The organism is Streptomyces poriferorum (genome assembly GCF_019399235.1).
GTDB lineage: Bacteria > Actinomycetota > Actinomycetes > Streptomycetales > Streptomycetaceae > Streptomyces > Streptomyces poriferorum.
Genome location: NZ_JAELVH010000059.1, coordinates 1 through 22,615 on the forward strand (window position 1 = coordinate 1; position 22,615 = coordinate 22,615).

The 22,615-nt window shown below is 71.6% G+C and carries 15 protein-coding genes and 1 pseudogene; 5 read left to right on the forward strand and 11 right to left on the reverse strand.

What is annotated here, in order from left to right:
* The 4 genes and pseudogenes from JGS39_RS41660 to JGS39_RS13335 form a co-directional block, all read right to left on the reverse strand.
* Positions 1-1,100 (reverse strand): S8 family serine peptidase (locus JGS39_RS41660; RefSeq protein ID WP_219569066.1); only part of this gene is annotated, 1,100 nt, incomplete at its 3' end.
* Positions 1,101-1,248: 148 nt separating this feature from the next.
* Positions 1,249-2,106, reverse strand: coding sequence for a helix-turn-helix domain-containing protein (locus JGS39_RS13325; RefSeq protein ID WP_236062698.1), 858 nt, complete (start codon positions 2,104-2,106; stop codon positions 1,249-1,251).
* Between the two features lie 223 nt (positions 2,107-2,329).
* Positions 2,330-5,629 (reverse strand): S8 family serine peptidase, encoded by a 3,300-nt coding sequence (locus JGS39_RS13330; protein ID WP_219569067.1) that lies wholly within the window; start codon positions 5,627-5,629, stop codon positions 2,330-2,332.
* A gap of 179 nt (positions 5,630-5,808) precedes the next feature.
* Positions 5,809-6,300: pseudogene (locus JGS39_RS13335) on the reverse strand (class II aldolase/adducin family protein); the annotation flags it as partial.
* Between the two features lie 66 nt (positions 6,301-6,366).
* On the opposite strand from JGS39_RS13335, the gene JGS39_RS40820 reads away from it, so the two are divergent.
* Positions 6,367-6,723, forward strand: coding sequence for an MFS transporter (locus tag JGS39_RS40820; RefSeq protein ID WP_308120392.1), 357 nt, complete (start codon positions 6,367-6,369; stop codon positions 6,721-6,723).
* A complete protein-coding gene (locus JGS39_RS40825; protein ID WP_236062700.1) occupies positions 6,720-7,382 on the forward strand; it encodes an MFS transporter in 663 nt (220 codons plus the stop codon). Before JGS39_RS40820 ends, JGS39_RS40825 begins: the two co-directional genes overlap by 4 nt.
* Positions 7,383-7,437: 55 nt before the next feature.
* On the opposite strand, the gene JGS39_RS13345 is transcribed toward JGS39_RS40825, so the two are convergent.
* Positions 7,438-11,193 carry a S8 family serine peptidase gene (locus JGS39_RS13345; RefSeq protein ID WP_219569068.1) on the reverse strand — a complete coding sequence of 1,252 codons (3,756 nt, stop codon included), beginning with the start codon at positions 11,191-11,193 and terminating at the stop codon, positions 7,438-7,440.
* Between the two features lie 195 nt (positions 11,194-11,388).
* On the opposite strand from JGS39_RS13345, the gene JGS39_RS13350 reads away from it, so the two are divergent.
* Positions 11,389-12,219, forward strand: a complete 831-nt coding sequence (locus JGS39_RS13350) for a helix-turn-helix domain-containing protein (RefSeq protein WP_219569069.1) — start codon at positions 11,389-11,391, stop codon at positions 12,217-12,219.
* Positions 12,220-12,244: 25 nt separating this feature from the next.
* Here JGS39_RS13350 and JGS39_RS13355 read toward each other — a convergent pair whose 3' ends face one another.
* The 3 genes from JGS39_RS13355 to JGS39_RS13365 form a co-directional block, all read right to left on the reverse strand.
* The gene (locus JGS39_RS13355) at positions 12,245-16,339 is read right to left on the reverse strand and encodes a S8 family serine peptidase (RefSeq protein WP_219569071.1); all 4,095 of its coding nucleotides are present in this window, start codon (positions 16,337-16,339) and stop codon (positions 12,245-12,247) included.
* Positions 16,340-16,508: 169 nt separating this feature from the next.
* A complete protein-coding gene (locus tag JGS39_RS13360; protein ID WP_219569073.1) occupies positions 16,509-18,218 on the reverse strand; it encodes a SulP family inorganic anion transporter in 1,710 nt (569 codons plus the stop codon).
* A gap of 77 nt (positions 18,219-18,295) precedes the next feature.
* Positions 18,296-18,781, reverse strand: a complete 486-nt coding sequence (locus tag JGS39_RS13365; RefSeq protein ID WP_219569075.1) for a DUF1269 domain-containing protein — start codon at positions 18,779-18,781, stop codon at positions 18,296-18,298.
* A gap of 241 nt (positions 18,782-19,022) precedes the next feature.
* Between JGS39_RS13365 and JGS39_RS13370 the strand changes: the two genes are divergently transcribed.
* Positions 19,023-19,700 carry a GAP family protein gene (locus JGS39_RS13370; protein ID WP_219569077.1) on the forward strand — a complete coding sequence of 226 codons (678 nt, stop codon included), beginning with the start codon at positions 19,023-19,025 and terminating at the stop codon, positions 19,698-19,700.
* Positions 19,701-19,725: 25 nt separating this feature from the next.
* Positions 19,726-19,953: a hypothetical protein gene (locus tag JGS39_RS13375; protein WP_371930446.1), complete on the forward strand. Its 228-nt coding sequence runs from the start codon at positions 19,726-19,728 to the stop codon at positions 19,951-19,953.
* Positions 19,954-19,998: 45 nt separating this feature from the next.
* Here the strand turns inward: JGS39_RS13375 and phnE are convergent, their stop codons facing one another.
* The 3 genes from phnE to JGS39_RS13390 are packed head-to-tail and all read right to left on the reverse strand — an operon-like array spanning position 19,999 to position 22,435.
* A complete protein-coding gene (gene phnE / locus JGS39_RS13380) occupies positions 19,999-20,817 on the reverse strand; it encodes a phosphonate ABC transporter, permease protein PhnE (RefSeq protein WP_219569079.1) in 819 nt (272 codons plus the stop codon).
* Positions 20,814-21,527 carry a phosphonate ABC transporter ATP-binding protein gene (locus JGS39_RS13385; protein ID WP_219569081.1) on the reverse strand — a complete coding sequence of 238 codons (714 nt, stop codon included), beginning with the start codon at positions 21,525-21,527 and terminating at the stop codon, positions 20,814-20,816. The genes phnE and JGS39_RS13385 overlap by 4 nt, the downstream gene beginning before the upstream one ends.
* Complete coding sequence (locus JGS39_RS13390; RefSeq protein ID WP_219569083.1) at positions 21,527-22,435, reverse strand: phosphate/phosphite/phosphonate ABC transporter substrate-binding protein; 909 nt, start codon at positions 22,433-22,435, stop codon at positions 21,527-21,529. Before JGS39_RS13390 ends, JGS39_RS13385 begins: the two co-directional genes overlap by 1 nt.
* Between the last annotated feature and the right edge of the window lie 180 nt (positions 22,436-22,615).

The following is a 22,615-nucleotide window of genomic DNA, read 5'->3' on the forward strand; positions in this document are numbered from 1 at the left end:
CCGGCCGCGATGACGAACAGCGCGCCGGTCTCCGCGGTGAGGCGTTCGACGGCCAGACTGGACGGATCGTCCCCGTTGCCGGGGCCGCTGCCCAGGCTCATGCTGATCACCTTGGCGCCGGTGTGCGCGGCCCACTCCATGGCGCCGATGACGGCGGACGTGCTCCCCTGGCCGTTCTTGTCGAGCACCTTGCCGATGACGAGCTGCGCGCCGGGGGCGACGCCCTTGTACTTCCCGCCGGAGGCTGCGCCGCTGCCGACGACGGTGTCGGCGACATGGGTGCCGTGGCCGTTGTTGTCGACCACCGACGCGGTGTCGCCCTCGGTGGTGAAGTTGCGGGACTCGACGACCTTGCCGCTCAGGTCGGGGTGGGTCGCGTCGATGCCGCTGTCGAGCACGGCGACCTTCACGCCCTTGCCGTCGTAGCCGGCCTGCCAGGCGGCCGGGGCGCCGATCTGCGGGACACTCCGGTCGAGGGAGGCCGTGACCTTGGCATCGAGCCAGATCCGGGTCATCCCCCCGTCGAGCGCGGTCTTCGCGTCCTTGCTTCCGGGGCGCACCGCCTCGTCCCAGAACGTCCGGGCCCGCTTCTTGTGCGTACGGAGCGCGGCGGCGCCGAGGCTTGTCAGCGTGCGGGTGCGCGCGGCGCCGTCGGGCACGGCGGCACGGGCCGCGCGGGCGCCGGAACCGTAGGAGACGATCAGTGGCAGGTCGGCGGAGCGCGCGTCGTCGTACCCCTGCTCGACCAGGGCGCTGACGTTGAACAGCCGCGCGTCGACCTTGCCGGCGTCGACCAGCTCCTGCGCCTGTTCGGGGATGACGAACAGGCCGTCGGGCGATTCGCTGATGAACGCGTTGTGGCGGACGGCGCCGCCCTCGGCGGGGACGAGCATCGCCGAGCGGCGGCCGTCCGGCCACTGGGTCAGACGCACCACGTCGCCGGTGACGAGCGTGACCTGATGCTCCGTGGGCTGCGCTGCTGGGCCGGGGCTTTCGGGGACGGACGGGGCGGCCACGCCTGGCGTCTGGCCGAGGCCGCTCACGCTCAGGGCGAGGGCGGCGGCCGCCGCCAGTAGGGGGAACCGTCTGGATCCGGGCACGCGGGGCTCCTTGTCGACACGGGGGAAGTGCAGGGAGATCCCCGGAGCCTCGCGGATGCCCGCGCGCCACGACAAGGCGTACCGGTGGCGAGTGTGCGACAGCGTGCGTGCTGTCGGCGCCTCGCCATCCGGTGGACGCGACCGGCCGTCACATCCAGTTGTTGCGCATGGCGTACCAGCCGAGCTGGAGCCGGGACGTCACCGACGCCAGGTCCATCAGCGCCCGCAGTCTTCGCTGGACGGTGCGCGGCGAGGTGCCCAGTTGCTTGGCGGTGGCCGCGTCCGTGAGGCCGGAAAGCATCAGCTGGAGGATCTGCCGGTCGACCGGGGCGAGTTCGGCGACCTCGCGCAGGTAGGGACGGGAGTGCCGCCAGGCGGTCGCGAACAGCTCGGTGACCAGCATGGTGAGCGGCTGCCGCAGCAGCACCGCGCGCTCCGGGCCGAGCTGGACCATGCCGACCTCGCCGTCGGCGATGGCCAGTTTCAGCAGGGGGCTGTCGATCACCCGGACCTGCTCACCGCGGCGCACCCGCTCCTCCAGGGCGGCCACCGCCGCCGGTTCGGCGAGGAAGTCGCGGTCGACCAGGAGCTGGTAGGTGACCCCGGGGACCGAGTCGAACCCGGGCGGCGCAGCGTCCGCAGGCGACGTCAAGGTTTTTGGGACCGGTGTGACGGTGTTCAGTCCGGTCAGGAACGCCTGGAACGTGTGCCGGGCGCCGGTCTCCAGCTCCAGGATCCTGCGCCCCTGGGCCGCCGGGCCGTCGACGGTCTCCACGTACACCAGACCGTCGTCCGCGGGCCGGGCGCGGACGAGGCCGGCCACGGCCGACTCGGCGCGCCGCAGGTCCTCCCCCAACTGCCGGAAGACGGCCCGCAGTCTCTCCTCCGTGTCCTCCGGCACCTCGTCGTGCGCGGGGTAGCGGGCGAGCGGACGAGACGCACGCTCCGGCACCTCGGTGGTCCTCGCGGGATTTCCGGGATCGGGCGGGGGCTTGGACGTGGACATGAGCCTCAGTCTCGCCGACGGCCACAACCGCCTCCCCGGGCCCGGAGCGGCCCGGCGAAAGCGCGGAAGGGCCCGTTCACCTTGGGATTACTGGCCGTTGAGCGGCGCGCCACTGTCTGGGAGGCGGCGATGGCGAAAGTACGTCATGTCGTATCCTCGCCACCCCCGCGCACGTGAAAGCGGGCCGGCTCCCCAGCAGGAGCCGGCCCGCCCAAAGTCCCGTCTAGCCGAGGGACTTGTTGACCTGGAAGGCCCGGGTGACGGTCTGCTTCACCGAGCTGCCGTCACTCGCCGTGACCGTGGCGCGCAGGGTCGCGTACGAGGCGCGGAGGGGGGCGATCAGATAGGCGTGGTCCGGCGAACCATGCTTTCCAGCGGTCACCTTGACGGTGTGCCAGGTGACCCCGTCGTCCCAGCTGACTTCCAGCCGGGTGGGACCGACGGTGGCTTCGGCGGCGCCCGGGGCACGCTGGACGGCCAGGTCGACTCGCGTCACGGCGAGGAACCGTGCCCCGCCGGACGCGTCGAGGCCGTGCGGGGTGAAGCGGACGGCCATCAGCGGCAGGACGGTGCCGGCCCCGTCGTCGGTGTCCGAGTCGAAGGCCCACTGCGCCTGCACACGGGTGGACAGGGTGGCGTAGGCCTGATCACGGGTGAGGTCCGCGTCCAGGGTGTACCGGCCCGGACCGGCCGGGGCCGCGACGGACTTGGCGCTACCGATGGCACTCCACTGGCTCACCTGCTGTCCGTCCTTTGCCAGCGTGAGCGTGCCCTCCGCGCCCCAGTCGGAGCCGCCGCGTGTGCCGTCGCCGTCGACGAACCACGGCGTTCCGGCCCAGACCACGGTGTCGTCGACACGGTAGGCGGCCACGGCGGGCAGCGCCGGTCCGACCACCGCGGCCGCGAAGTCCAGGCGACGCAGGGCGCGCGGGCCGAAGGTCTGTGCCGAGGTCACGATCGACTGACGGCCGGCGATCGTGGCCCGGTCGAGCCACTCACCGGCGGTGCGGTAGTCGCGCACGGTCGAGGGGAACCGGACCTGCTGGTCGATGAAGAGCGGCAGCAGGGCGTCGTCGTCCGGCGTGGCCCCGGTGGTACCGGCGGCAGGGGCGCCCTGGGCGTTGAGGTGGACGCGTACGTCGGTCAGGTCACGGCGGTGGACCGAGAAGGCGGGGCCGGCCGGCACACCGTCGTTCCAGGTCCGTGCCACGTGGTAGAAGAACGGACTGGGTGCCTGCGTGGAGGCGTCCTTGGACGCGAACACGGCGAACGTACGGTACTTGGCGTCCGCCTCGGCGAACGGCGTCGCGTACAGGGTCTGTCCGGCACGCTCGCCGGTGGTGACCACGCTCAGCGTGTACATCCCGGTGCCGGCGGGCAGCGCGAGCGCGGCCTGTACGGCCGTGGCACGGGCGGCCGGGTCGTGGACGTCGACGGTGACCGGGACGGCGGTGCGGGCGTCGAGGTCGACCGCGGTGTCATCGATCGGGGTGACGGAGGTGGCGGCCATGGTGGTGGTGCGCTCCGTGCCGGTGCCGCTGGTGATCGTCATGCCGACCCAGTACTGGGCCTCCGGCACGGTCACCGCTGCGGTGCCCGCGGTGAGGCGGACCGGGTAGCGGTCGCCGGTCCAGCGGTTGACCAGCAGGGCTGTGCCGGTCGCCGGAGTGCCGTCGCGCTGCTCGGCGTGGACCGTCACCTGGTGACTGGGCACGGGGCTGTTCACGGCGAGGATCGTGCGGGTGACGGGCTTGCCGTCCTGCGAGGCGGTGAGGACCGCGGACCACGGACCGTGCGGCAGCAGGGTGGCGCGGGTGGTGACGGTCGCGGTCGCGGTGCCGTGCGCGGGGACGGTGACCTGGTCGCGGTCGACGGAGAACTGCCCGGCGTTGCCCGGCTGGGCGGTGGGCGAGAGGGGCTTCCCGATGGCCAGGTCGAGCGTCGTGGCGCTGTCACCGGTGTTGGTGAAGGTGACGGTGTGCTCGGTGTCCTTGCCGGCGCCGTCGGACCAGCCGGCCGTCGTCGTCAGGTTCGCCGGGGAGGCGAGGACCGTCTGCCGCACGGCGGTGCCCACGTCGACCCGGCCGGTGCCCTGCTGGTACGGCGCGCGCTTGGTGTTCGGCTCGGCGCTGTTCATGAGCGCCGTCTTGATCTGTTCGCCGTTCCAGTCGGGGTGCGCCTGGGCGACGAGCGCGGCGGAGCCCGCCACGTGCGGCGTCGCCATCGACGTCCCGCTCTTGGAGGTGTGGCCGCCGCCCATCTTCGCGGCGACGATACTGACGCCGGGTGCCGTGATGTCGGGCTTGACCGCGTTGTCGCTGGGGCGCGGGCCTCGGCTGGAGAACGCGGCGAGTTCGTCGTCTGCGTCGACCGCGCCGACGGCGAGGGTGGCGTTGGCGATGGCGGGCGCCCCGACCGTGCCGGTGCCGTACTCGCCGTCATTGCCCGCGGCGACGACGAAGAGCGTGCCGCTGCTCGCCGACAGGTCGTTGATGGCCGCGATCGCGGGGTCCGTCTCGTCGGCCGGCCCGCCCAGGCTCATGTTGACGACCTTGGCGTGGACGGTGTTGACCGCCCAGTCGATGCCGGCCAGAACCGCCGAGGTCGGGCAGGAGCCGGTGTTGTCGCAGACCTTGCCCACGGCGAGCGACGCGTCTGGGGCCACGCCGCGGTAGGTGCTGTCGACGCCGGCGATGGTGGAGGCCACGTGGGTGCCGTGGCCGTTGTCGTCCTCGGCGGTGTCGCCGCCGAGGAAGTTGGACGAGACGCTCACCCGGCCCGCCAGGTCCGGGTGGTCGGAGTCGTAGCCGCTGTCGAGGACGGCGACGGTGACGCCCTTGCCGGTGTACCCGTCGGACCATGCTTGCGGAGCGTTGATCTGCGGGACGCTCTTGTCCAGGGCGACGTGCATCCGGCCGTCCAGCCAGAGCTTGTTCGCACCGCCGGCCAGCGAGCGGCCGGTGCCGGCGGTGAGGCGCTTCCAGGTGGCGGCGGCGTCCGTGCGGCCGTGCGGGTCGAGCGAGGTCAGGCCCAGGCGGGGGATCGCGTGGCCGGGACGGGCCGCGACGCCGGCCGCCGTACGGGCCTTCCGCGCGGCGCCTGTTCCCTTGGCGTGCTGGACGATCATGCCCACGCCGCCGTCGGCGGTGGTGCCCTTCGTGCCGTAACCGGCCTCCAGCAGCGCCTTGACGTCGAAGAGGCGGGGGTCGAGCCGGCCGGCAGCGAGCAGCGGATCGGCGTCCGAGGGGATGACGCTGACGTCGTCCGATCCCACGGAACTGGTGGTGAAGGAGACGTCCTCGCGGCCGGGTGCCGGGGTGACGGTGGCCGAGCGGATGGCGGCGCCGGAGCGTTCGACCGTGACGGTGTCGCCGGTGGGCAGCGGCACCGTGAAGGTGGCGGGCACCTCGGGCCGGGCGGTGGTGCCGGCCGGGCCGGGCGGGCCGGCCGCCTGCGCGACGGTGACGGGTATGAGCGTCGCTGCCACCAGACCGGCGGCGGCGACGATGGATCTGACCTGCATGAAGGGAACCCCCAAGGTTCACTGAGCGTGGAGTCGTCGCATCCTCGCAGCGCAGTGGGGCTTCAACGGAGCTCGAAGGGTGGCGACTTGACGACGCGTCGTAGACCCGCCACCGCTCCGGGGCACACGAAGGGGCCGGGCCGTCGTGCGACGGCCCGGCCCGGTGGCGTACGGATGGATCAGTCCTTGTAGTCCGGCGCGATCCGCTCCACGAGGCGCAGCAGGGCGCCCCGGGCGAGGTCGTAGGCGTCGTGGTCCTCGAAGTCCGAGGACGCCCCGCCCTCGCCGGTGAGTTGCTGGGCGGTGTACTCCGCGACCTCGTCCGAGGGGATGATCAGCGGGGTGCCGCCGGCCTGGGCGGTGACCTGGATCTCGCAGGCCTTCTCCAGGTAGTACATCCGCAGGAACGCCTGCTTGGCGCTGTCGCCGACGGTCAGCAGGCCGTGGTTGCGCAGGATGAGCGCGGGGTGGCCGCCCAGGTCGGCGACGAGGCGCTCCTGCTCGTCCAGGTTGAGGGCGACTCCCTCGTAGTCGTGGTAGCCCACGCGGTTGTGGAACTCCATCGACATCTGGTTGACCGGCAGCAGGCCACCCCGCTGGGCGGCGACGGCGCAGCCCGCCTTCGTGTGCGTGTGCAGGACGCAGTGGGCGTCGGTGCGGGCCCGGTGAATGGTGGGTCCCGGGCCCGGCGGCCGGGCCACGGACAGGTCGGGGTCCTCTCCCCGATCCTGCTGATCGTGCTGCGCCTGATCCAGGGCATCGCGATAGGCGGCGAATGGGGCGGCGCCGTACTCATCGCCGTCGAGAACGCCCCCAAGGGCAAGGCGACCTTCTTCGGCTCCTTCGCCCAGCTCGGCTCGTCGGTCGGCGCGCTCCTGTCGACCGGAATGTTCAGCCTGATGAACCTGTTCGGCGACGAGGCATTCGACAGCTGGGGCTGGCGCGTGCCGTTCCCGGCCTCCGCCGTCCTCGTCCTGATCGGCCTGGTCGTCCGCACCAAGCTGGAGGACTCGCCGGTGTGGACGAGATCCACGCCGAACAGAGGCAGAACGAACAGAAAAAGGGCGGGCAGGGGCGGAAGAAGGGTGCGATGAGCGGACTTCCCGTCGCCGAGGTGCTGCGCAAGGACTGGAAGACGGTCCTGGTCGGTGTCTTCGCCCTGGCCACCGCGACCGGCGGCTACTACGTCGTGACGAGCTATCTGCTCGCGTACGGCACCGACGACCAGCGGCTGTCCGAGTCGATGCTGCTCAACGGCCTCACCCTCGCCGCCTTCCTGGAACTCCTCGTCACCCCGTTCCTGGCGCTGCTCGGCGACAGGATCGGCGCGCACAGGGTCGTCGTCGGCGGACTCGTGGGTGTGGTGCTGCTGTCGATACCGCAGTTCATGGTCATGGACACCGGCGACGTCGTACTGATCTACCTGTCGATGCTCGCGATGCGGTTCGTAATGTCCGCGCTGTACGGGCCGATGGCGGCGATCCTCGCGGACGGGTTCGCCCCGCACGTCCGCTACACCGGCATCTCCCTGTCGTACCAGGTCTGCAACCTCGTCTTCGCGGGCTTCGCCCCGGTCACCGCCGTGTGGCTGTCCTCGCTGGCCGGCGGCGCGTACTGGCCGCCGGCCGTCGCGCTGATGGTGGTCTCCGCCATCGGCATCCGGTGCACGCTGCGGCTGCGCACTTATCACCGGCAGCGCGTCGCCGCCGAGACGCCGGCCGCCGCGTCGGAGCCGGTGGCAGTGAGCGCCTGATCCGTCGTCCGTACGCCGCGGGGCCGGCCCGGATGGGCCGGCCCCGCGGTGTCTCTCAGCGCACTTCGTACGCGCGGACCATCGTCTGGCCGACCCGCGCACCCTGCCCGTCGGCGAGCGTGACGCGCAGATGGACGAAGGTGCCGGCGGGGGCGTCGCCGGGCACGACCGCCTGCCAGGTCCCGTGCGACCGCTTCATCCGTGCCGGATGCCAGTCGGTGACCGCGGCCGTGGTGGTCTCGTCACCGTAGGCGTACTCCACGCGGGCGTCCTGCAGGGCGACGGGACCGTCCGCGCCGTCCACGACCGCGCCGATGCCGATCGTCGTCGCCTCGCCCGCAGGGCGGGAGTTGCGCAGATCGGACGGCAGGTCGAGGACCGGGACGAGCAGGCGCTGGGCGCCCTGGTCGGCGGCGCCGGAGCGGAATTTCCACTCCGCGGCGTAGGCCAGCCCTGTGCGGTCGATGGCGGTGGCGGGCCGCTGCCACGACTGGCGGAACGTCACGTCGGCCTGCTCCCGGGGCAGCTCGTAGATGCCCGAGACCTGAGCCTGCGGCTCGCCGTTCACGAGCAGCTGACGGGTGCCGGAGTCGAGCCGGGCGATGGTGGAGTCGTGACCCCCGGCGTCGCCGAACGGGGCGATGGTGAAGGTGAGCCGGTTGCTGTTACGGGTCATCAGCGCGGGGCTGTAGGTGTTGCGCACGGGGCCGTACGGCGACTTGTACCAGTTCGACGTGGACGCGCCCTGCCGCACCGCGCGCGGTCCGTCGTACGCGGTGCCGCTGTTCGGGCCGAGGTCCCGGCGCATCAGCGTGGTCCAGGTCAGGCCCTCGCTGCCGGTGGGCGTGAAGTACTCGGTGCGGCGCTGCGGGGCGTGCAGCGGCAGCGTCGTGCCGCCGGCCCACACGGCGGCCATGCCGGGCAGACCCACCTTCACATCGGACCAGTACGTCATGTCGCCCGTGGCCTGCTGCACGTGGTAACGGGCGTCGGTGACGGCGAGCTTGCTGTCACGGACCCGCTGGATGCCGGGGCGGATCGCGTCCTTCGAGGTGTACGCCAGGTTGTAGACGTACGGACTGTTCGCGGTCGCGGTGCCGGACCAACTCAGCTTCGCCGAACCCGTCTGCCCGGCCTCCGCCTTCAGCGTGAGGGCGTCGTCCCAGGTGATGGTGGCCTGCGGAAGGCCCCCCTCGGGGCCGGTGATCTGGAAGCGGCCCTTGCTGTCGGGGACCGCGGCCAGCACACCGGCGGCTCCGGCCTTCCTGGCAGCGGTATCCCACAGGTAGGCGTTGCCGCCGCCCGTCCCGGCGTCCACCAGGGCGACCTTGCCCTTCAGGTCCTGGGCGGCGAAGTTGGCGTCCGTGCCCTTGCCGATCGCGACGACCTCGGCAGTGCCCTTGCCGTCGAACTCGGTGGCCTTCTGCACCGGCAGCGGGTCCAGGACCCGTCCGCCGCCCGTGGTGAAACCGGCCTGCGGCGCGGTCTGCCGTACGGAGGCGAGGAAGGTGACCTTGTCGGCGTGCCGGACCGGCTGGGCGTAGATCGCCTTGACGTACGACGGAACGGCGGTCGCGTAACCGGCGAGCATCCGGCCGGTCTCGTCCAGCCCATAGGTCAGGCCGATCGCGAAGCCGTTGGGACGGCTCGCCCGGTGGGTGTCCCACCCGACCTGCTCCGCGTCGCGGGCGTCCAGGGTGACGGTGGTGTCACCGGAGACGGTGACCTTCGGCCGGTAGAGCTGGGACACCGAGGCCACGCTGCCGATGTCACCCGGCTCGTCCCTGGTCATGATCATCCCACCGAGGGAGTACGCACCGAGCGGCACCCGGATCGTGGTGCTGCCGGCGGTCGGGTAGCCGATGGTGTACCGGCGAGCGCTGTCACGGTGGTCGTCGAACAGCTGGAACGTCGAGAGCGACGACGCCGGGTCGCCGTGCCGGTCGAGGCCCTTGACCGTCAGGTCGGCCGACGGCACCTCCAGGTGCACGCCGAAGGGAACGGTGACGCGCACGCCGTGGGCGCCCGTGCCGACGAGGCGGCCGGTGAGCGTGCCGTAGTCGCCGGCGTCGAGCTTCGCAGCCGGGTCGATGCGGACCGGCACGTCGGCGGTGCCGTTCGCGGGGACGGTGACCCGGGTGCGGGCGGCCGAGGCGAAGCCGCGGACGCGGGAGCCGTCGTCGCCGCGGACGTCGCTGACGGCGAGGGCGAGCGTGACGTCCTTGTCCGTGACGTTGGTCAGCGTGACCGCATGGTCGACCGGGTCGAGTCCGGCCTGCGGGTACGCGAAGTCGCCCAGCAGCGGATTGGGGTCGCCGACGACGGGCTGGGTGGTCGCCCGGGCCACGTCCATCGGGCCGGCGCCCTGGTCCAGGACGGGGGCGTCGGTGTTCTTCGCCGACGAGGTGAGCAGCGCCTTAAGGCGGGCGGGGGCCAGGCCGGGGTGCTGCTGGAGCAGGAGCGCGGCGCCCCCGGCGACGTGCGGGGTGGCCATCGAGGTACCGGACATCGACTGGTACGCCTGGGCGTCGCGGCCGCCGGCGCGCGCCGCCACGACGTCGACGCCCTGGGAGGCGATGTCGGGCTTGGCGTTGATCCCGTCGGCGGAGGGACCCCGGCTGGAGAAGGACGCCGTCTCGTTCTTGCGGTCGACGGCGCCGACGGTGAGGGCGCCGGGTGCGCAGCCGGGTGTGGAGACGGTGCCGCGCAGGGAGGCGTTGCCCGCCGCGATGACGAACAGGGCCTTGCTTCCCAGGCGCTGGACCGCTTCGACGTCCGGTCCCGCGCAGCTGGTGGCGCCGTCTGCGCCGAGCGACATGGAGACGACCTGGGCGCCCTGGGCGACGGCCCACTCCATGCCGTCGACGATGCCGCTCAGCGTGCCGGAGCCGTCGTCGCCGAGCACCTTGCCGACGAGGAGTTCGGCACCCGGAGCCATGCCCGCGTAGCGGCCGGCGGAGGCGGCGCCCGTGCCGGCGATCGTGGACGCGGTGTGGGTGCCGTGGCCGGTGCGGTCGTCGGCGTCCTCGCCCTGCACGAACACCTTGGTCTGCGTGATCCGGCCGGCGAGGTCGGGGTGGGCCGCGTCCACTCCGGTGTCCAGGACGGCGACCTTGGCTCCGGAGCCGTCGAGCCCCGCCTTGTGCGCGGTGGCGGCTCCGGTGAGGGGGACGGTCGGGGTACCGAGTGCGTCGACGGCGTTCCCCCGGACCTTGGCGTCGAGCCAGATCCTGGTGACGCCGCCGGCCGCACGGGCCGAGTCCTGCGCCGGAGCCAGGTCCTTCCAGACGTCGGCGGCGGACGTCTTGGTGACGGCCAGTCCGGCGCCGCCGATGGAGTCGAGCGCAGCGGTCGTCCTGGTGCCTGGCCGGGCGGTCCGCGGCATGCGGCCCCCGGCGTACTCCACGACCACCGGCATGGTGGCGGAGTGGGCGTCGTCGTAACCGTCGGCGACGAGCCGGCCGATGTCGAAGAGGCGCACGTCGACGAGTCCGGCGTCGACGAGCTTCTCGACGCCCTGCGGGAACACGTAGGTGCGGTTGCCGTCCTGCCAGACGGCGGCGGGGTGGTCGGTGCCGTCCACGGGGCGGGGCGATGCCGAGAGGACCTTGCCGTCGTGGTCGACCCGGGCGTCGACGACGTCACCGGTGACGAGGGTGACGGTCACGGTGCGGGCGGTGTCGGTGCCGCTGCCTGTGACGGGTGTGGTGGTGGCGGGTCCGGCCTGGGCCGGGGGTATGCCGACGCCCAGCAGGGCAACGGCCGCGAGCCCGGCGGCGGCGGTGGTCCGCCATGGTCTGATGCGTCTCACAGGGAACAACTCCTGGTCGAAAGGTCGCTGAACCAGAAGCGTCACCAATTCCGGTGCCTCATGGGGGTGTTCGGGCTGGCGAGAGGCCGCCATGGCGCAATCACGACAGGGCGGGCACCGTGGACCCGCACGCCGCTGACGTGCCGCGACGGGGGTCCCTGGCCGGGTGTGTACGGGAGCGGCGAGAATGAGCGCATGTCGCCCGTCCCAGGAACACCCTCCCAGCGGCCCGCCGGCTCCGCGCCGTCCGGTCCTGCCCTGCGCGCGTCGCTCACCGAGTTGCAGGACCATCTGCGGGGCGCGGACGCCGCGCTGGCCCGGCTGCTCGGACAGTGGGGATCCGGCGCCGGCGGGAGCGACGAACACATCGTCCGGGTCCTGGAGAGCCGGGAGGAACAGGCCCGGCGCATCTACGACATCGAGTACGCCGCCCGGACCACGTTGTGGGGCTTCCAATCGGGGGCGAACACGGTGGCGCCCGTACCGACGACCCTGCCGGACGGACCGAAGGGACCGGACGGTCAGCGGACAGACGGAAGTGGACCGCCGATGCGCAAGGACGGCAATCCGGACGCGTCGTACCGCATCGTCGTGGACCGCGACTTCCTCTCCGAGCCGGCCGCACTGCGCGCGCTGGACCTGCGAGTGGAACGGGGCCACCAAGTCCGGGTCGTCGACCAGCCGTTGATCAAACTGCTCATCGCGGACGGTGAGACGGCCATGGTCCAGGTGGAGCCGGGACGGTCGCTGGAACTGCGGCCGCCGCTCGTGGTGCTGGCGATCGAGCTGTTCGAGTCGGTGTGGCGCCGCTCGCGCCCGTATCTGCGCGAGGACGGCGACCTGAGCCCCACCGACCGCCGCATTCTGCAGCTGATGCTGTCGGGACTCACGGACGCGGCGACGGCCCATCAGCTGGGCACGTCGCCGCGTACGGTGCAGCGCCGGGTCCGGGCGCTGATGGATCTGGCCGCCGTGACGTCCCGCGTCCAGCTGGGCTGGTACGCGATGCGCAACAACTGGGTTTGAGAACCCCGTCACGACGGCCGTCCGGCTACATCAGGTCCAGGTAGTCCTCCAGCGACTTGCCGCGCAGGCGCTTGACCGGGTCGGTGTACCGGTCGGCCCTGCTGTTCTGCGCCAGGTAGTTGTCCTTCACCCAGGCGAGGTCCTTCGCGCCGACGGTGCCGTCGTGGTCGATGTCGGCGGCGCGCTCGGCCGTCCCGCGTGCCGCGTACACGGCGGCCGCGTCCCGGACGTCGACGACGTCGTCGCCGTTGACGTCACCGGCGACGAGGGCGGCCGCCGAGTTGCCGGTGTTGCCGGCCACGCCCCAGGTGCCGTCCAGGCCGAGGTCGATGTCCTCGGTCCAGGTGAAGTGGCCGGGCGCCGTCACCCGGAACCGGTACGGCTTGTCGGACGGGGTCAGCCCGCTGACGGAGATCCGGCCGGTCTTGTCCAGGGCCACCTCACGGCTGGTGCCGTCGGGTGCGGTGAGGGTCGCCTCGATGCCGTCGGCGGTGTGGTCGCGGACGTTGTCGTACGCGCCTTCCCGGGTCAGCAGGGCCTGGACGGCCGGGCGGGCGACGAAGGTAGAGGTCGGGTTGAGCATCCGCACCGCACCGTAGAACTGGATGTTCAGGTTCGTCTTGGTGCCCGCCGTGTCGACGGCCGAGGTGCTGCCCGTGCTCAGGCCGGCGTTCGCCGTCACCGTGCCACCGGTCACCTCGTACGTCACCTTCACCAACGGCATCGAATCGCCGCTGAGGCCCGCGCTGTCGGCGACATCGAAGGAGAGCGTGCTGTACGAGGACGATCCGGCCGACACGTCGGTGCGGCGGATCGCGGACGGGCCGTGTGCCTTCAGTTCGTCGGTGGGTTCGATGCCGACGAGCTTGACGTTCCGGTCGTCGTAGCGGATCTGCGAAGTGAACGACTTCCAGTTCTTCAGCTCGTGGGCGGTCAGCGTGTACGTGACACGGTCCCCCGCCCTCGCCGAGGACGCGCTCGCGTCGCCGACCGCGTAGGGCGTGCCCTTCCTCATGATGTTGATCCGGCGGATCCCGCTGATGTTGCCCGCCGCGTCCGTGGGCCACAGCTTGAGCTGCGCGACGGGCGGGCCGACGGGAAGCTTGACCTGCCCGTTCACCGTCCCGTCGGACCCCACGGGGAGGTTCCCTTCGGGCGCGTTCGGGCTGTAGAGCGAGTAGTACAGGCGGTTGTCGCTCTGACCGATGTCGAGGCCCGCATCGCGGATGTCGTCGGCCTGGGCGTCCAGCAGGGTGCCGGTCACGGGGAACGTCGTGGCGTCGGCGGGCTGTTCGACGACGGTGGGGTGGGCCGGGTCCCAGGCTCCGTAGGCGTCCTGGTACGAGGGAAGCTCCGAGTCCACGTACACGTCACGCAGTTCGCTGTCGGTGCCGCCGGCGGCGTCCGTGCCGACGATGCGCAGCTTGTAGTGGCCGTCGTCGATGAAGCGGCCGCGCGGGTCGAACGGGGTGGCCTTGTCACCGGTCGACGGAAAGTACCAGGGGCCCACCGTCGCCGGGCCGTAGAGGACGCCCTCGGTGAGACCGACGGTGTTGATGCCGCCGACGTAGCCGAGGTCCTTGCCGTCGGCGTCGGTGAGGAAGATGTCGATGCTGCGCAGCTGGCCGGCCATCCGCAGGTTGAAGGTGGCCGCCCCGGACCCGACGGCTCCCTCCTCGGAACCCTGCCCGGTCGACATGACCGACTTGGTCATGTCGACCTCCTCGAACCCGGACTCGGCAACCCGCAGCCCGAACGGGACGTGCAGCGCGGGCGCCCCGCTGCCGCTGCGCGGCGTCAGCGTGACCGTGCCCTCGTAGTAGCCGGCCGGGGCTCCGGCGGGCACGCGCAGGGCGGCGGCGACGGACTTCTTGCCGTGGGCTCCGACCTTGATCCGGTCACTGGTGGTCAGGGTGATGTGCGCGGCGTCCGCGTCCGCGGAAGCGCCGGAGCCTCGGCTGAAGGCCGTGCGCACGTCGTACGTGACGGGCCTGCCGCTGTCGTTGACCACGCGCAGGGTGCGCTTGAGGTTCGTGGCGCGGCCCACCGGCAGCACGCCGAGGTCCAGCGCACCGGTGACGGCGTCGACTTCGGTCTGCGTACCGTCGACCGTGACGTGCGGGATGGTCTCCGGGACCTCTACGGCGGCGGTGGCGTGCACGGCCGCGTACGGGTCGACTGCTCCCGCGCCGGCTTCGAACACGCTGACCTCGCCGGGCAGGGCGGTCGCCGAGTTCATCAGCGCCGTCTTGATGTCGTCCGGGCTCAGCCTACGGTCGTGCTGGAGCATCAGCGCGGCGGTGCCGGCGACGTACGGCGCGGCCATCGAGGTGCCGCTGAGGCGGGCGTACGCGTACGTGTAGTCGTCGCCGGCCGGGTCGACGATGTCGGCCGGGACGGACGACAGGACGCTGACGCCGGGCGCGGTGACCTCGGGCTTGATGGCGGCACTGCCGTAGACCGGTCCGCGCGAACTGAAGTCGGCGAGCGCGCCGTCGCCGAGCCGGAAGGTACCGGCGGAGGCGAAGGAGACCTCGGCGCCCGTCGCCATCAGCGCGGCGCCGTCCGCCGCGGTCAGTGAGAACGCCGGGACGTAGTGCGGGTTCTCACCGATGTAGAACGGGATGTGCCCTTCGTCGGCGTTGTCGTTGACGAGGAGAACGGCCGCGGCGCCCTTGTCCTGCGCGCGCCGCACCTTCTCGTCCAGGGGGATGCCGCCGCGCCGGACCAGGGCGGCCTTGCCGGTGACGTCCTTGCCGGTGTAGCCGACGGCCGTGCCGGTTCCGACGTCGATGACGTCGAGGGAGCCGTCCGTCAGCTTGTCGAGGGCGTCGCCGTAGGGCTGGGCGAGCAGCCTGCCCTGCGCCGTCGCCGGTCCGGCGGTCAGCGTGTACGCGGGCAGCGTCAGCGGTTCGGAGTGGGCGCCGACCGTCAGCGAGAGGGCGGACGCGGCCGGCGTGGCGACGGTGCCCGGATTCGGGCCGCTGTTGCCTGCGGCAATGACGGTGGTGACGCCCGCGAGGACCAGGTTGTCGGCGGCTATGGACTGCGGGCTGAGCGGGTCGTTGATGGCGGCGCCCAGCGACATGTTGACGACGTCCATGCCGTCGTCGGCCGCCTTGTCCATGGCGGCGATGATGTTGCTGGTGCTGCCGCTGCCGTAGGGACCGAGAACGCGGTAGGCGTGCACGGAGGCGTCGGGGGCGACGCCGTGCGCGGCGCGCGCCTTCGCGTCGGCGCCCTGCCCGGCGATGATGCCGGCGACGTGGGTGCCGTGCTCGGTGTAGTACGTGGAACCGGCGTTGGTCTCGGCCTGGCCGGAGGCCTTCCAGTCCTCGTACGTGGTCTCCATCGGGTCGGCGTCGTCGTCGACGAAGTCGTAGCCGCCCGCGTACACGCCCTTGAGGTCGGGGTGCCGGTAGTCGATGCCGGTGTCGATGATGCCGACCTTGACGCCCTTGCCGGTGATGCCCTCGTCGTGCAGGCGGGCCACGCCGTCCTCGGCGCCGTCCGTCTCCCCGCCACCGGATCCCGTGGCCTCCGGGTCGGAGAGCGCCTTCACCGTGCTGTCGGGCCACACCGAGGCGACCTCCGCGTGGTCGAGCAGTTCGGAGACCCGGTCACCCGGCAGGCTGAGACTGACCCCGTCGAAGCTGTGGGTGTAGCTGCGGTGCAACCGGGGCGCCTGGGACTGCCGGCCGGACTTCCCCGCGGTCGCCTGCTTCGCGGGGAACATGTCCCTCAGCACGTCACGGAACGCGCTCTGGGCCTCGGTGACCGCGGCGCTCGCGTCCGTCTCGCTGAGGCTGCGCCCCTCGGCGGCGGCGAGCAGACGGGCGGTCCTGGCGGGCGGCGTCCGCAGTTGCACGATGACGTCGACGGGGTCGGCGGACTTCAGCGCGGCCTTGTCCGTGACATGGAGTCCGCCCAGGTCCAGCGTCGCCATCCGGTGCAGCGCCTCTCGCTCCTGGTCGTCCAGGGAGGCGAGCACACCGACGGCGCTCGGCGTGGTGCCCGGGCCGGGTGCGGCGACGGCCGCGGGCGCCGTGCCCGCCACGGCGGCGAGGACGGCGGCCGCCATCACCAGGGACAGGCGTCGTTGTTCCGGGACATGCGTCATATGTGCCTTGCTCCACTCTGGACTGCGCCGGTGACGTTCGCTCGATCATCGGCGCGTGGCGGAGCAGGACGGAAGGGCGACCGGTGGCGGTTTCACGACGTGTCGTCAAACCGCCATCGACGGCGGGGCACTCGGAGCAGGGTGCCCACGGTCCCGGGAGCGGAGGGCTCTATGCGGACGGCGGGGGCCCGTCGGGTGACCGGGCGGCCGCCCATCGCCGGGCGTCCTCGAGCGCGGTCGCAAGGGGCCCGAACAGTTCGGGAGCGGCCGGGACGATCCCGTTCTCACCGAGCCGGCCGGAGATCCCGGTCCGTTCCAGCAGGCGTACGAGCGAGGGGTCGACGCCGCACAGGATCAGACGGCCGCCGTGGTCGGCGAGGCCCTTCGCATACCGGTCGAGGAGTTTGAGCATCGCGGATGACGGCACGTCGGGGATCGTCCGTACGACGAGGATCAGCACCGCTCCCCGGGCCCCGTCCGTGGCCGGGAGCCTGCTCTCGATCCTGGGCAGTTCGGCGAAGAAGGACGAGCCGGCGTAGTAGAGGACGGTGACCGTGCCGGGGTCGAGCGTGGGGGGCGGCTCACCGGTCTCCCAGCGGCCCCCGTCCTTGCGTACGAGGGCGATGAGCCCGGCCTGGCGGGCGGACTGTGCGCAGTACAGCAGCAACGACAGTACGGCTCCGAGGACGATGGCCTGCTGGAGCGGGAGCTGGGTGGTGGCCAGGAACGTCAGCACCATGGCTCCGGCCGACATCCATGACGTACGCAGGACGAGCAGGATGTCGTGACGCTTGCCCCAGATGAGTTCGCCGCCCACGACCAGGATCAGACCGCCGATGACCGGCATGGGGATGCGCTCGGCGAGCGAGCCGCACAGCAGCACCACCAGGGCGAGGAAGATGCCGGAGACGATGCCGGCCCACCGGGTGCGGGCACCCGCGGACACCGCGACACCCGTGCGGGACATCGAACCGCCCGAGGGCAGCGCCTGGAACAGACCCCCGGCGAGGTTGGCGTACCCCTGGGAGCGGAAGTCCCCGTTGATGTCGGAGCGCGAACCGTCCGGGTTGGGCATCGACGGCGCGATTCCGGCCGCCTGGGCGAGACCGACGAGTGCGACCGAGACCGCGCCCCAGGCCAGGTCCGGGACGGCCGACAGGTCGGGCGCGGTGAAGGAGGGCAGGGCGCCGGGAATCGAGGCGATGTCCTTCACCGTCTCGATGTCCGTGCCCAGCAGGCCCGCGCCCACGCTGACCGCGACCATCGCGATGAGCAGCGCGACCGGTTCCAGCCTTCTCACGGCGTGGGCGAGGGCCCAGAGGGCTACGGTGGCGAGCGCGGTGAGGGTGGCGGCGAGTTGCCAGTCGGCGATGTGCCACAGCCAGTCGCCGAGTTGGACGAGCCGGTTGTGTCCCTGGGGCTCGTAGCCGGTGGCGTCCTTCAGGACGCCGGTGATGATCTGGAGCGCGATGCCGGTGGAGAAGCCGGTCATGACGGCGTTGGAGACGAAGCTCATCACCGCCCCGAGCCGCAGTACTCCCATGAGCAGCATCACCGCACCGACCATGACCGTCAGCAGCGCGATGTCGCCGGCGTCCTTCGGGTCGAGCCCGGCGTCCGACAGCACGCTCTGCGACGTCAGTGCGATCGCGCTGGTCAGCGTCGTGACCATGAGGACCGTGCGGGAGGTCAGTGAGCCGACGATCGCCGGCACCACACCCGCGTAAAGACCGGCCACCGGGTTGAATCCGGCGATGGCCGCGTAGGCCATGCCCTCCGGAATCGAGAAGAGCCCGGTCACCGCGCCCGAGCTGACGTCGGAGGGCGTCGGTCTGCCCAGCCGTGCCCCGTGGAGCGGCGCCGTCCACCGTCCGGGCATCGGCCCACCCCCTTTCCCGGATACAGAGCCCGCCGCACATCACGGCACGGCGGGCTCACGAACAGCTGGGAGGGAGGTCAGCCGGCGAAGACCTCGCGCAGCTTCGCCTCCTTCTCGCTGTCCAGGTTCGACTGGATCAGCTCGGAGTGGCCGGAGGGGAACGCGGCCCGGACGCGGTCGACCACGGCGTCCTGCGAGAGGAGGAAGAGCGCCGACGAACCGGGGGTGACCTTCGACTTGACCGAGTCGATGAAGTCGTCGTCGATACCGACGTCGGCCATCTTCCCGCCGAGTGCGCCGGCGGCGGCGCCGACGGCGGCCCCGAGCAGCGGCATGAAGAAGATCAGGCCGAACAGCATGCCCCAGAAGGTGCCCGAGAGCGCTCCGAGACCGGCGAGGTTGCTCAGTTGCTTGGTCTTCGGCTTCGTCGCGTCAGCGGGCCAGCTGACCGTGGCCGCGTCGACCACCTTGATCAGCTCCTGCTTCTGCAATTCCAGGAGGGTGCTCTCGACACTGGCGGCACCTTCGGGCGAGTCGAATTTCCAGACGGTCAGCGTGGCCATGAATCCTCCGCGGATGCGAGCAGAAAAAGACGCCGGTAGGGCGCCGAACACCGACCATTCAAAACTGAACAGACGAACCACGCATCTCAGGAACAGGCGGCATTCCATGCCTGACCACCCGTTCACTCGTTCGGCTCCCACCATGGCGCCGTGGCCGGGAATGCCCGTGAGGATCAGCACAACCTCGCACCAACGGCCGTACGGAAGAGGACGGACGACTACATGACACACGAAGACGATCATGGGTGACGCCATCGGTCAGATGCTGACCTCCGCCGTGGGTATCGCCATCAGCCCCGTGCCGCTCATCGCGGTGATCCTCATGCTCGCCACCCCGAAGGGCCGGGCGAACGGCCTGGCGTTCACCGCCGGCTGGATCGTCGCCGTCGCAGCCGTGGTCACCGTGGTGGTCCTCGCCGGGTCGGGCGCGGACGCCTCCGGCGACGACGGGCCGGCCACCTGGACGCTCTGGCTCAAGCTCGCCCTCGGCGTGCTCTTCCTTCTGTTCGCCGCCAAGCAGTGGAAGGACAGACCCCGTGCAGGGCACGAAGCCGCCACGCCGGCATGGATGAAGGCCATCGACACCTTCAGCCCGGGCAAGGCCGCCGGCCTCGCCGTCATCCTGGTGGTCGCCAACCCCAAGAACCTCGTTCTGGCGATCGGCGGCGCCGTCTCCATCGCGAGTTCCACCGCCGGCGCGGGCGGCAAGGCCGTCGCCGCCGTCCTCATGGTCCTGATCGCCTCGCTCTGCGCACTGGTCCCGCTCGGCGTCTACCTCGCCGGTGGCGCCAGGGCCACGGAGGTGCTCGGCGGATGGAAGGAATGGATGGCCCGGCACAACAGCGCGATCATGACCACCCTCCTGGTGGTTCTGGGCGTGAAGTACATCGGCGACGCCCTCAGCGGTCTCACCTCCTGACCCTCTCTCCCGAGGAGACCTCTTCATGAGCAGTACGGAAACGTCGGCAGACCTGCCCGGACCCCGCACGGCCGCGGCGCGGTCGGCGACACCGGCCTTGACCTGGCTGACGCCCGCCTTCATGACCACCGCTTCGGTGGCGAGTCTGCGGGCCGCGCCGACCATGGCCGTCTACGGCCTGGCCCGCGCCTTCCTCTGTCTCCTGCCCGCGATCCTGTTCCTCCGCCACTACGGAGCCACCCGGGATCGGTGACCACGGCTCCCGGTGCGGGGCGGGCCACCGCACCGGGAGTCGCGCTCAGGCCAGGCGCAGCCGCACCAGGGCCGACAGTCGGTCGACGGCCACGATCAGGACCAGCACCACCAGGATGTGCGTCAGCATCTCGTCGAACTGGAACAGTTTGATCGACTGGTTGATCAGGAACCCGATGCCGCCCGCGCCGACCAGGCCGAGCACCAGCGACGACCGGACGTTGACGTCGAGCCGGTACAGCAGCAGCCCGGTCATCTGGGGGGTCACGGTCGGCAACAGGGCGTGCGCGGCCACCTGGATCCGGCCCGCTCCCGCCGAGCGCAGGGCCTGTACGGGTCCGGGGTCGGCGTCCTCCAGCGCCTCCGCCCACAACTTGCCCATCACGCCGACGTTGTGGAGCAGCAACGCCAGTACGCCCGGGAACGGGCCGAGACCGACAGCGGTGACGAAGATCAGGGCGAAGACCACGTCGGGTACGGCGCGCAGGAACGACAGCAGCGAGCGCGCCGCCTGGTAGACGGCTGCCGAGGGGGCGGTTCCGCGCGCCGCGAGCAGGGCCAGGAGGAGCGAGAACGGCACGGACAGTGTGGTGCCGAGCAGCCCGATCCACAGGGTCACCAGGGCGCCGTTGAGGCTCGGTTCCAGTACGTCCCAGCTCAGGTCGGGAGGGATCGCGTCAGCCAGGAAGTCCACGATGCCGCCCCAGCCCTCGGCCAGCGCACCGAAGGACATCTCGGTCGTGTTCCACGCGATGACATGGACGGCGAGAACCACGGCGGCGACCACGGCTCCGAGAGCGGTGGCCCGCGGCCGGACGGGCTTGGCGGGGACGGGAAGCCTCCGCACCTCATCGAGATCGATCATGAGACGGCCTCCATGACCGCGGGCCGGTACAGGGCATCGACGTCCTGGCCGGGCGGCCCGTCGAGGATCACGCGGCCGTCCCGCAGGCCGACCACGCGGTCGGCGTGCCGGGCGGCGAGCGAGGGCTGGTGCAGGACCGCCAGGACGGCGAGGCCCGCGTCGTGGGCGAGTTCGGCGAGCAGCGCGAGCACCTGCTCGGACGCGGCCGGGTCCAGCGCGGACACCGGTTCGTCGGCCAGCAGGACGCGGGGGCGCTGGCACAGGGCACGGGCCACCGCGACGCGCTGCTGCTGACCGCCGGAGAGACGGCCGGCGCGTTCGTGCGCGCGGTCGGCCAGTCCCACCCGGTCCAGGCAGGCCATCGCCTCCTCGCGCAGTGCGCGCGGGAACAGGGCGGGAACCAGCGAGTGCCGCAGCGACAGCCGGCCGAGCGCGCCGGCGCACACGTTCTCCAGGACACTGCGCCGCCGCACGAGGTGGATGTGCTGGAAGACCACGGCGATGTCCAGCGGCCCGCACGGCTTCCCGTCGATGCCCACACTGCCCGCCGTCATCGGTTCCAGGCCGGCGGCGGCTCGCAGCAGGGTCGACTTGCCGGAGCCGTTGGCCCCGAGTACGGCGAGCAGTTCGCCCCGGGCGACGTCGACGTCCACCCCGTGCAGCACCTGCCGCTCTCCGTACCGCACGGTGATCCCGGACAGCGCGAGCATCAGACGTCCTTCTCGGTCAGGTTCAGGGTGGCGGCGAGGTCGAACAGCGGCTGGTATGTCGACTTGTCCACGGCGACCAGCGGCGCGGGCGGGTCGACGTCGAGGAGGGCGCCGATCTCGCCGACCTTGTCCGGCGGCAGCTTCAGCAGGGCGTCGGTGACGGCCTTCTTGAACTCGGCGTCGAGGTCTCCACGGACGGTGATCGGGTCGTTGGGGATCGGATCGGAGCTCCACACCTTGCGGAACCCGGCCGGGTCGAAGGTTCCGGCGGCGGTGGCGCCGGCCAGTTGCTGGGAGTTGATCTCGGCGGCGTCGACCGTGCCCTTGGCGAGGGCCAGCAGCGCCTCCGGGTGACCGCCGGCGTAGTTGATCTTGACGTCGTCCTTCTTCAGGCCGGCGTCGAGCATCGCCTGGCGGGGCAGGGCGTCGCCGGAGGTGGATCCGACGGACGCCAGGGCGAGGGAGTGGCCCTTGAGACCGGCGACCGACGTGACGGCCGAATCCTTCGGCACCCAGATGCCGGCGGTGTAGCTGGACACCTTCCCCGTGCCGTCCCCGAACGAGGCGACGGCCTCGGCCTTGGCCCGCCCGCTGGCGAAGACGTAACCGAGGGGACCGAACATGGCTATGTCGAGCTTGCCGTTCTCCATGGCGAGCACCTCGGCGGAGTAGTCGTCGGTGACGGTCAGCTCCACCTCGCAGTCCAGGCTCTCACCAAGGGCGTCGGCGAGGACCTCGGCGGCCGGGGTGAGCTTGGCGGGGTCCTCGAAGGGCTCAACACCGAAGCGGACCTTGCCGCCGGGGCAGGTGGCGGACTCAGCGGCGTCCGAACTGCCGCCACAGGCGGTCAGGGACAGCGCTGCGACAACGGCGAGCGCGGTGGCAAGGGTGAAAGGGCGGACGGACACGGTGAACTCCGGTTCAGGGGCAGCACGGGGGAAATGACGCGGTACAGCGGTACGAACGGTGTGGGGGGACTCGCTCGCCGGGGCGGCTGTGGCCAACGTGTCAGGCACAGCCACCCCGGTCAACGCTTGTATGGACAGGTCGCCAACTGTTCATCTGTGAGTCGGCAACGGGTCGTCCGC

What these genes read in the sequence shown, in the direction of transcription:
- JGS39_RS13325 (WP_236062698.1), bottom strand. Translation starts at nt 2,106, where the DNA reads ATGTCCACGTCCAAGCCCCCGCCCGATCCCGGAAATCCCGCGAGGACC.
- JGS39_RS13330 (WP_219569067.1), bottom strand. Translation starts at nt 5,629, where the DNA reads ATGCAGGTCAGATCCATCGTCGCCGCCGCCGGTCTGGTGGCAGCGACG.
- JGS39_RS40825 (WP_236062700.1), top strand. Translation starts at nt 6,720, where the DNA reads ATGAGCGGACTTCCCGTCGCCGAGGTGCTGCGCAAGGACTGGAAGACG.
- JGS39_RS13350 (WP_219569069.1), top strand. Translation starts at nt 11,389, where the DNA reads ATGTCGCCCGTCCCAGGAACACCCTCCCAGCGGCCCGCCGGCTCCGCG.
- JGS39_RS13355 (WP_219569071.1), bottom strand. Translation starts at nt 16,339, where the DNA reads ATGACGCATGTCCCGGAACAACGACGCCTGTCCCTGGTGATGGCGGCC.
- JGS39_RS13360 (WP_219569073.1), bottom strand. Translation starts at nt 18,218, where the DNA reads ATGCCCGGACGGTGGACGGCGCCGCTCCACGGGGCACGGCTGGGCAGA.
- JGS39_RS13365 (WP_219569075.1), bottom strand. Translation starts at nt 18,781, where the DNA reads ATGGCCACGCTGACCGTCTGGAAATTCGACTCGCCCGAAGGTGCCGCC.
- JGS39_RS13370 (WP_219569077.1), top strand. Translation starts at nt 19,023, where the DNA reads ATGGGTGACGCCATCGGTCAGATGCTGACCTCCGCCGTGGGTATCGCC.
- JGS39_RS13375 (WP_371930446.1), top strand. Translation starts at nt 19,726, where the DNA reads ATGAGCAGTACGGAAACGTCGGCAGACCTGCCCGGACCCCGCACGGCC.
- phnE (WP_219569079.1), bottom strand. Translation starts at nt 20,817, where the DNA reads ATGATCGATCTCGATGAGGTGCGGAGGCTTCCCGTCCCCGCCAAGCCC.
- JGS39_RS13385 (WP_219569081.1), bottom strand. Translation starts at nt 21,527, where the DNA reads ATGCTCGCGCTGTCCGGGATCACCGTGCGGTACGGAGAGCGGCAGGTG.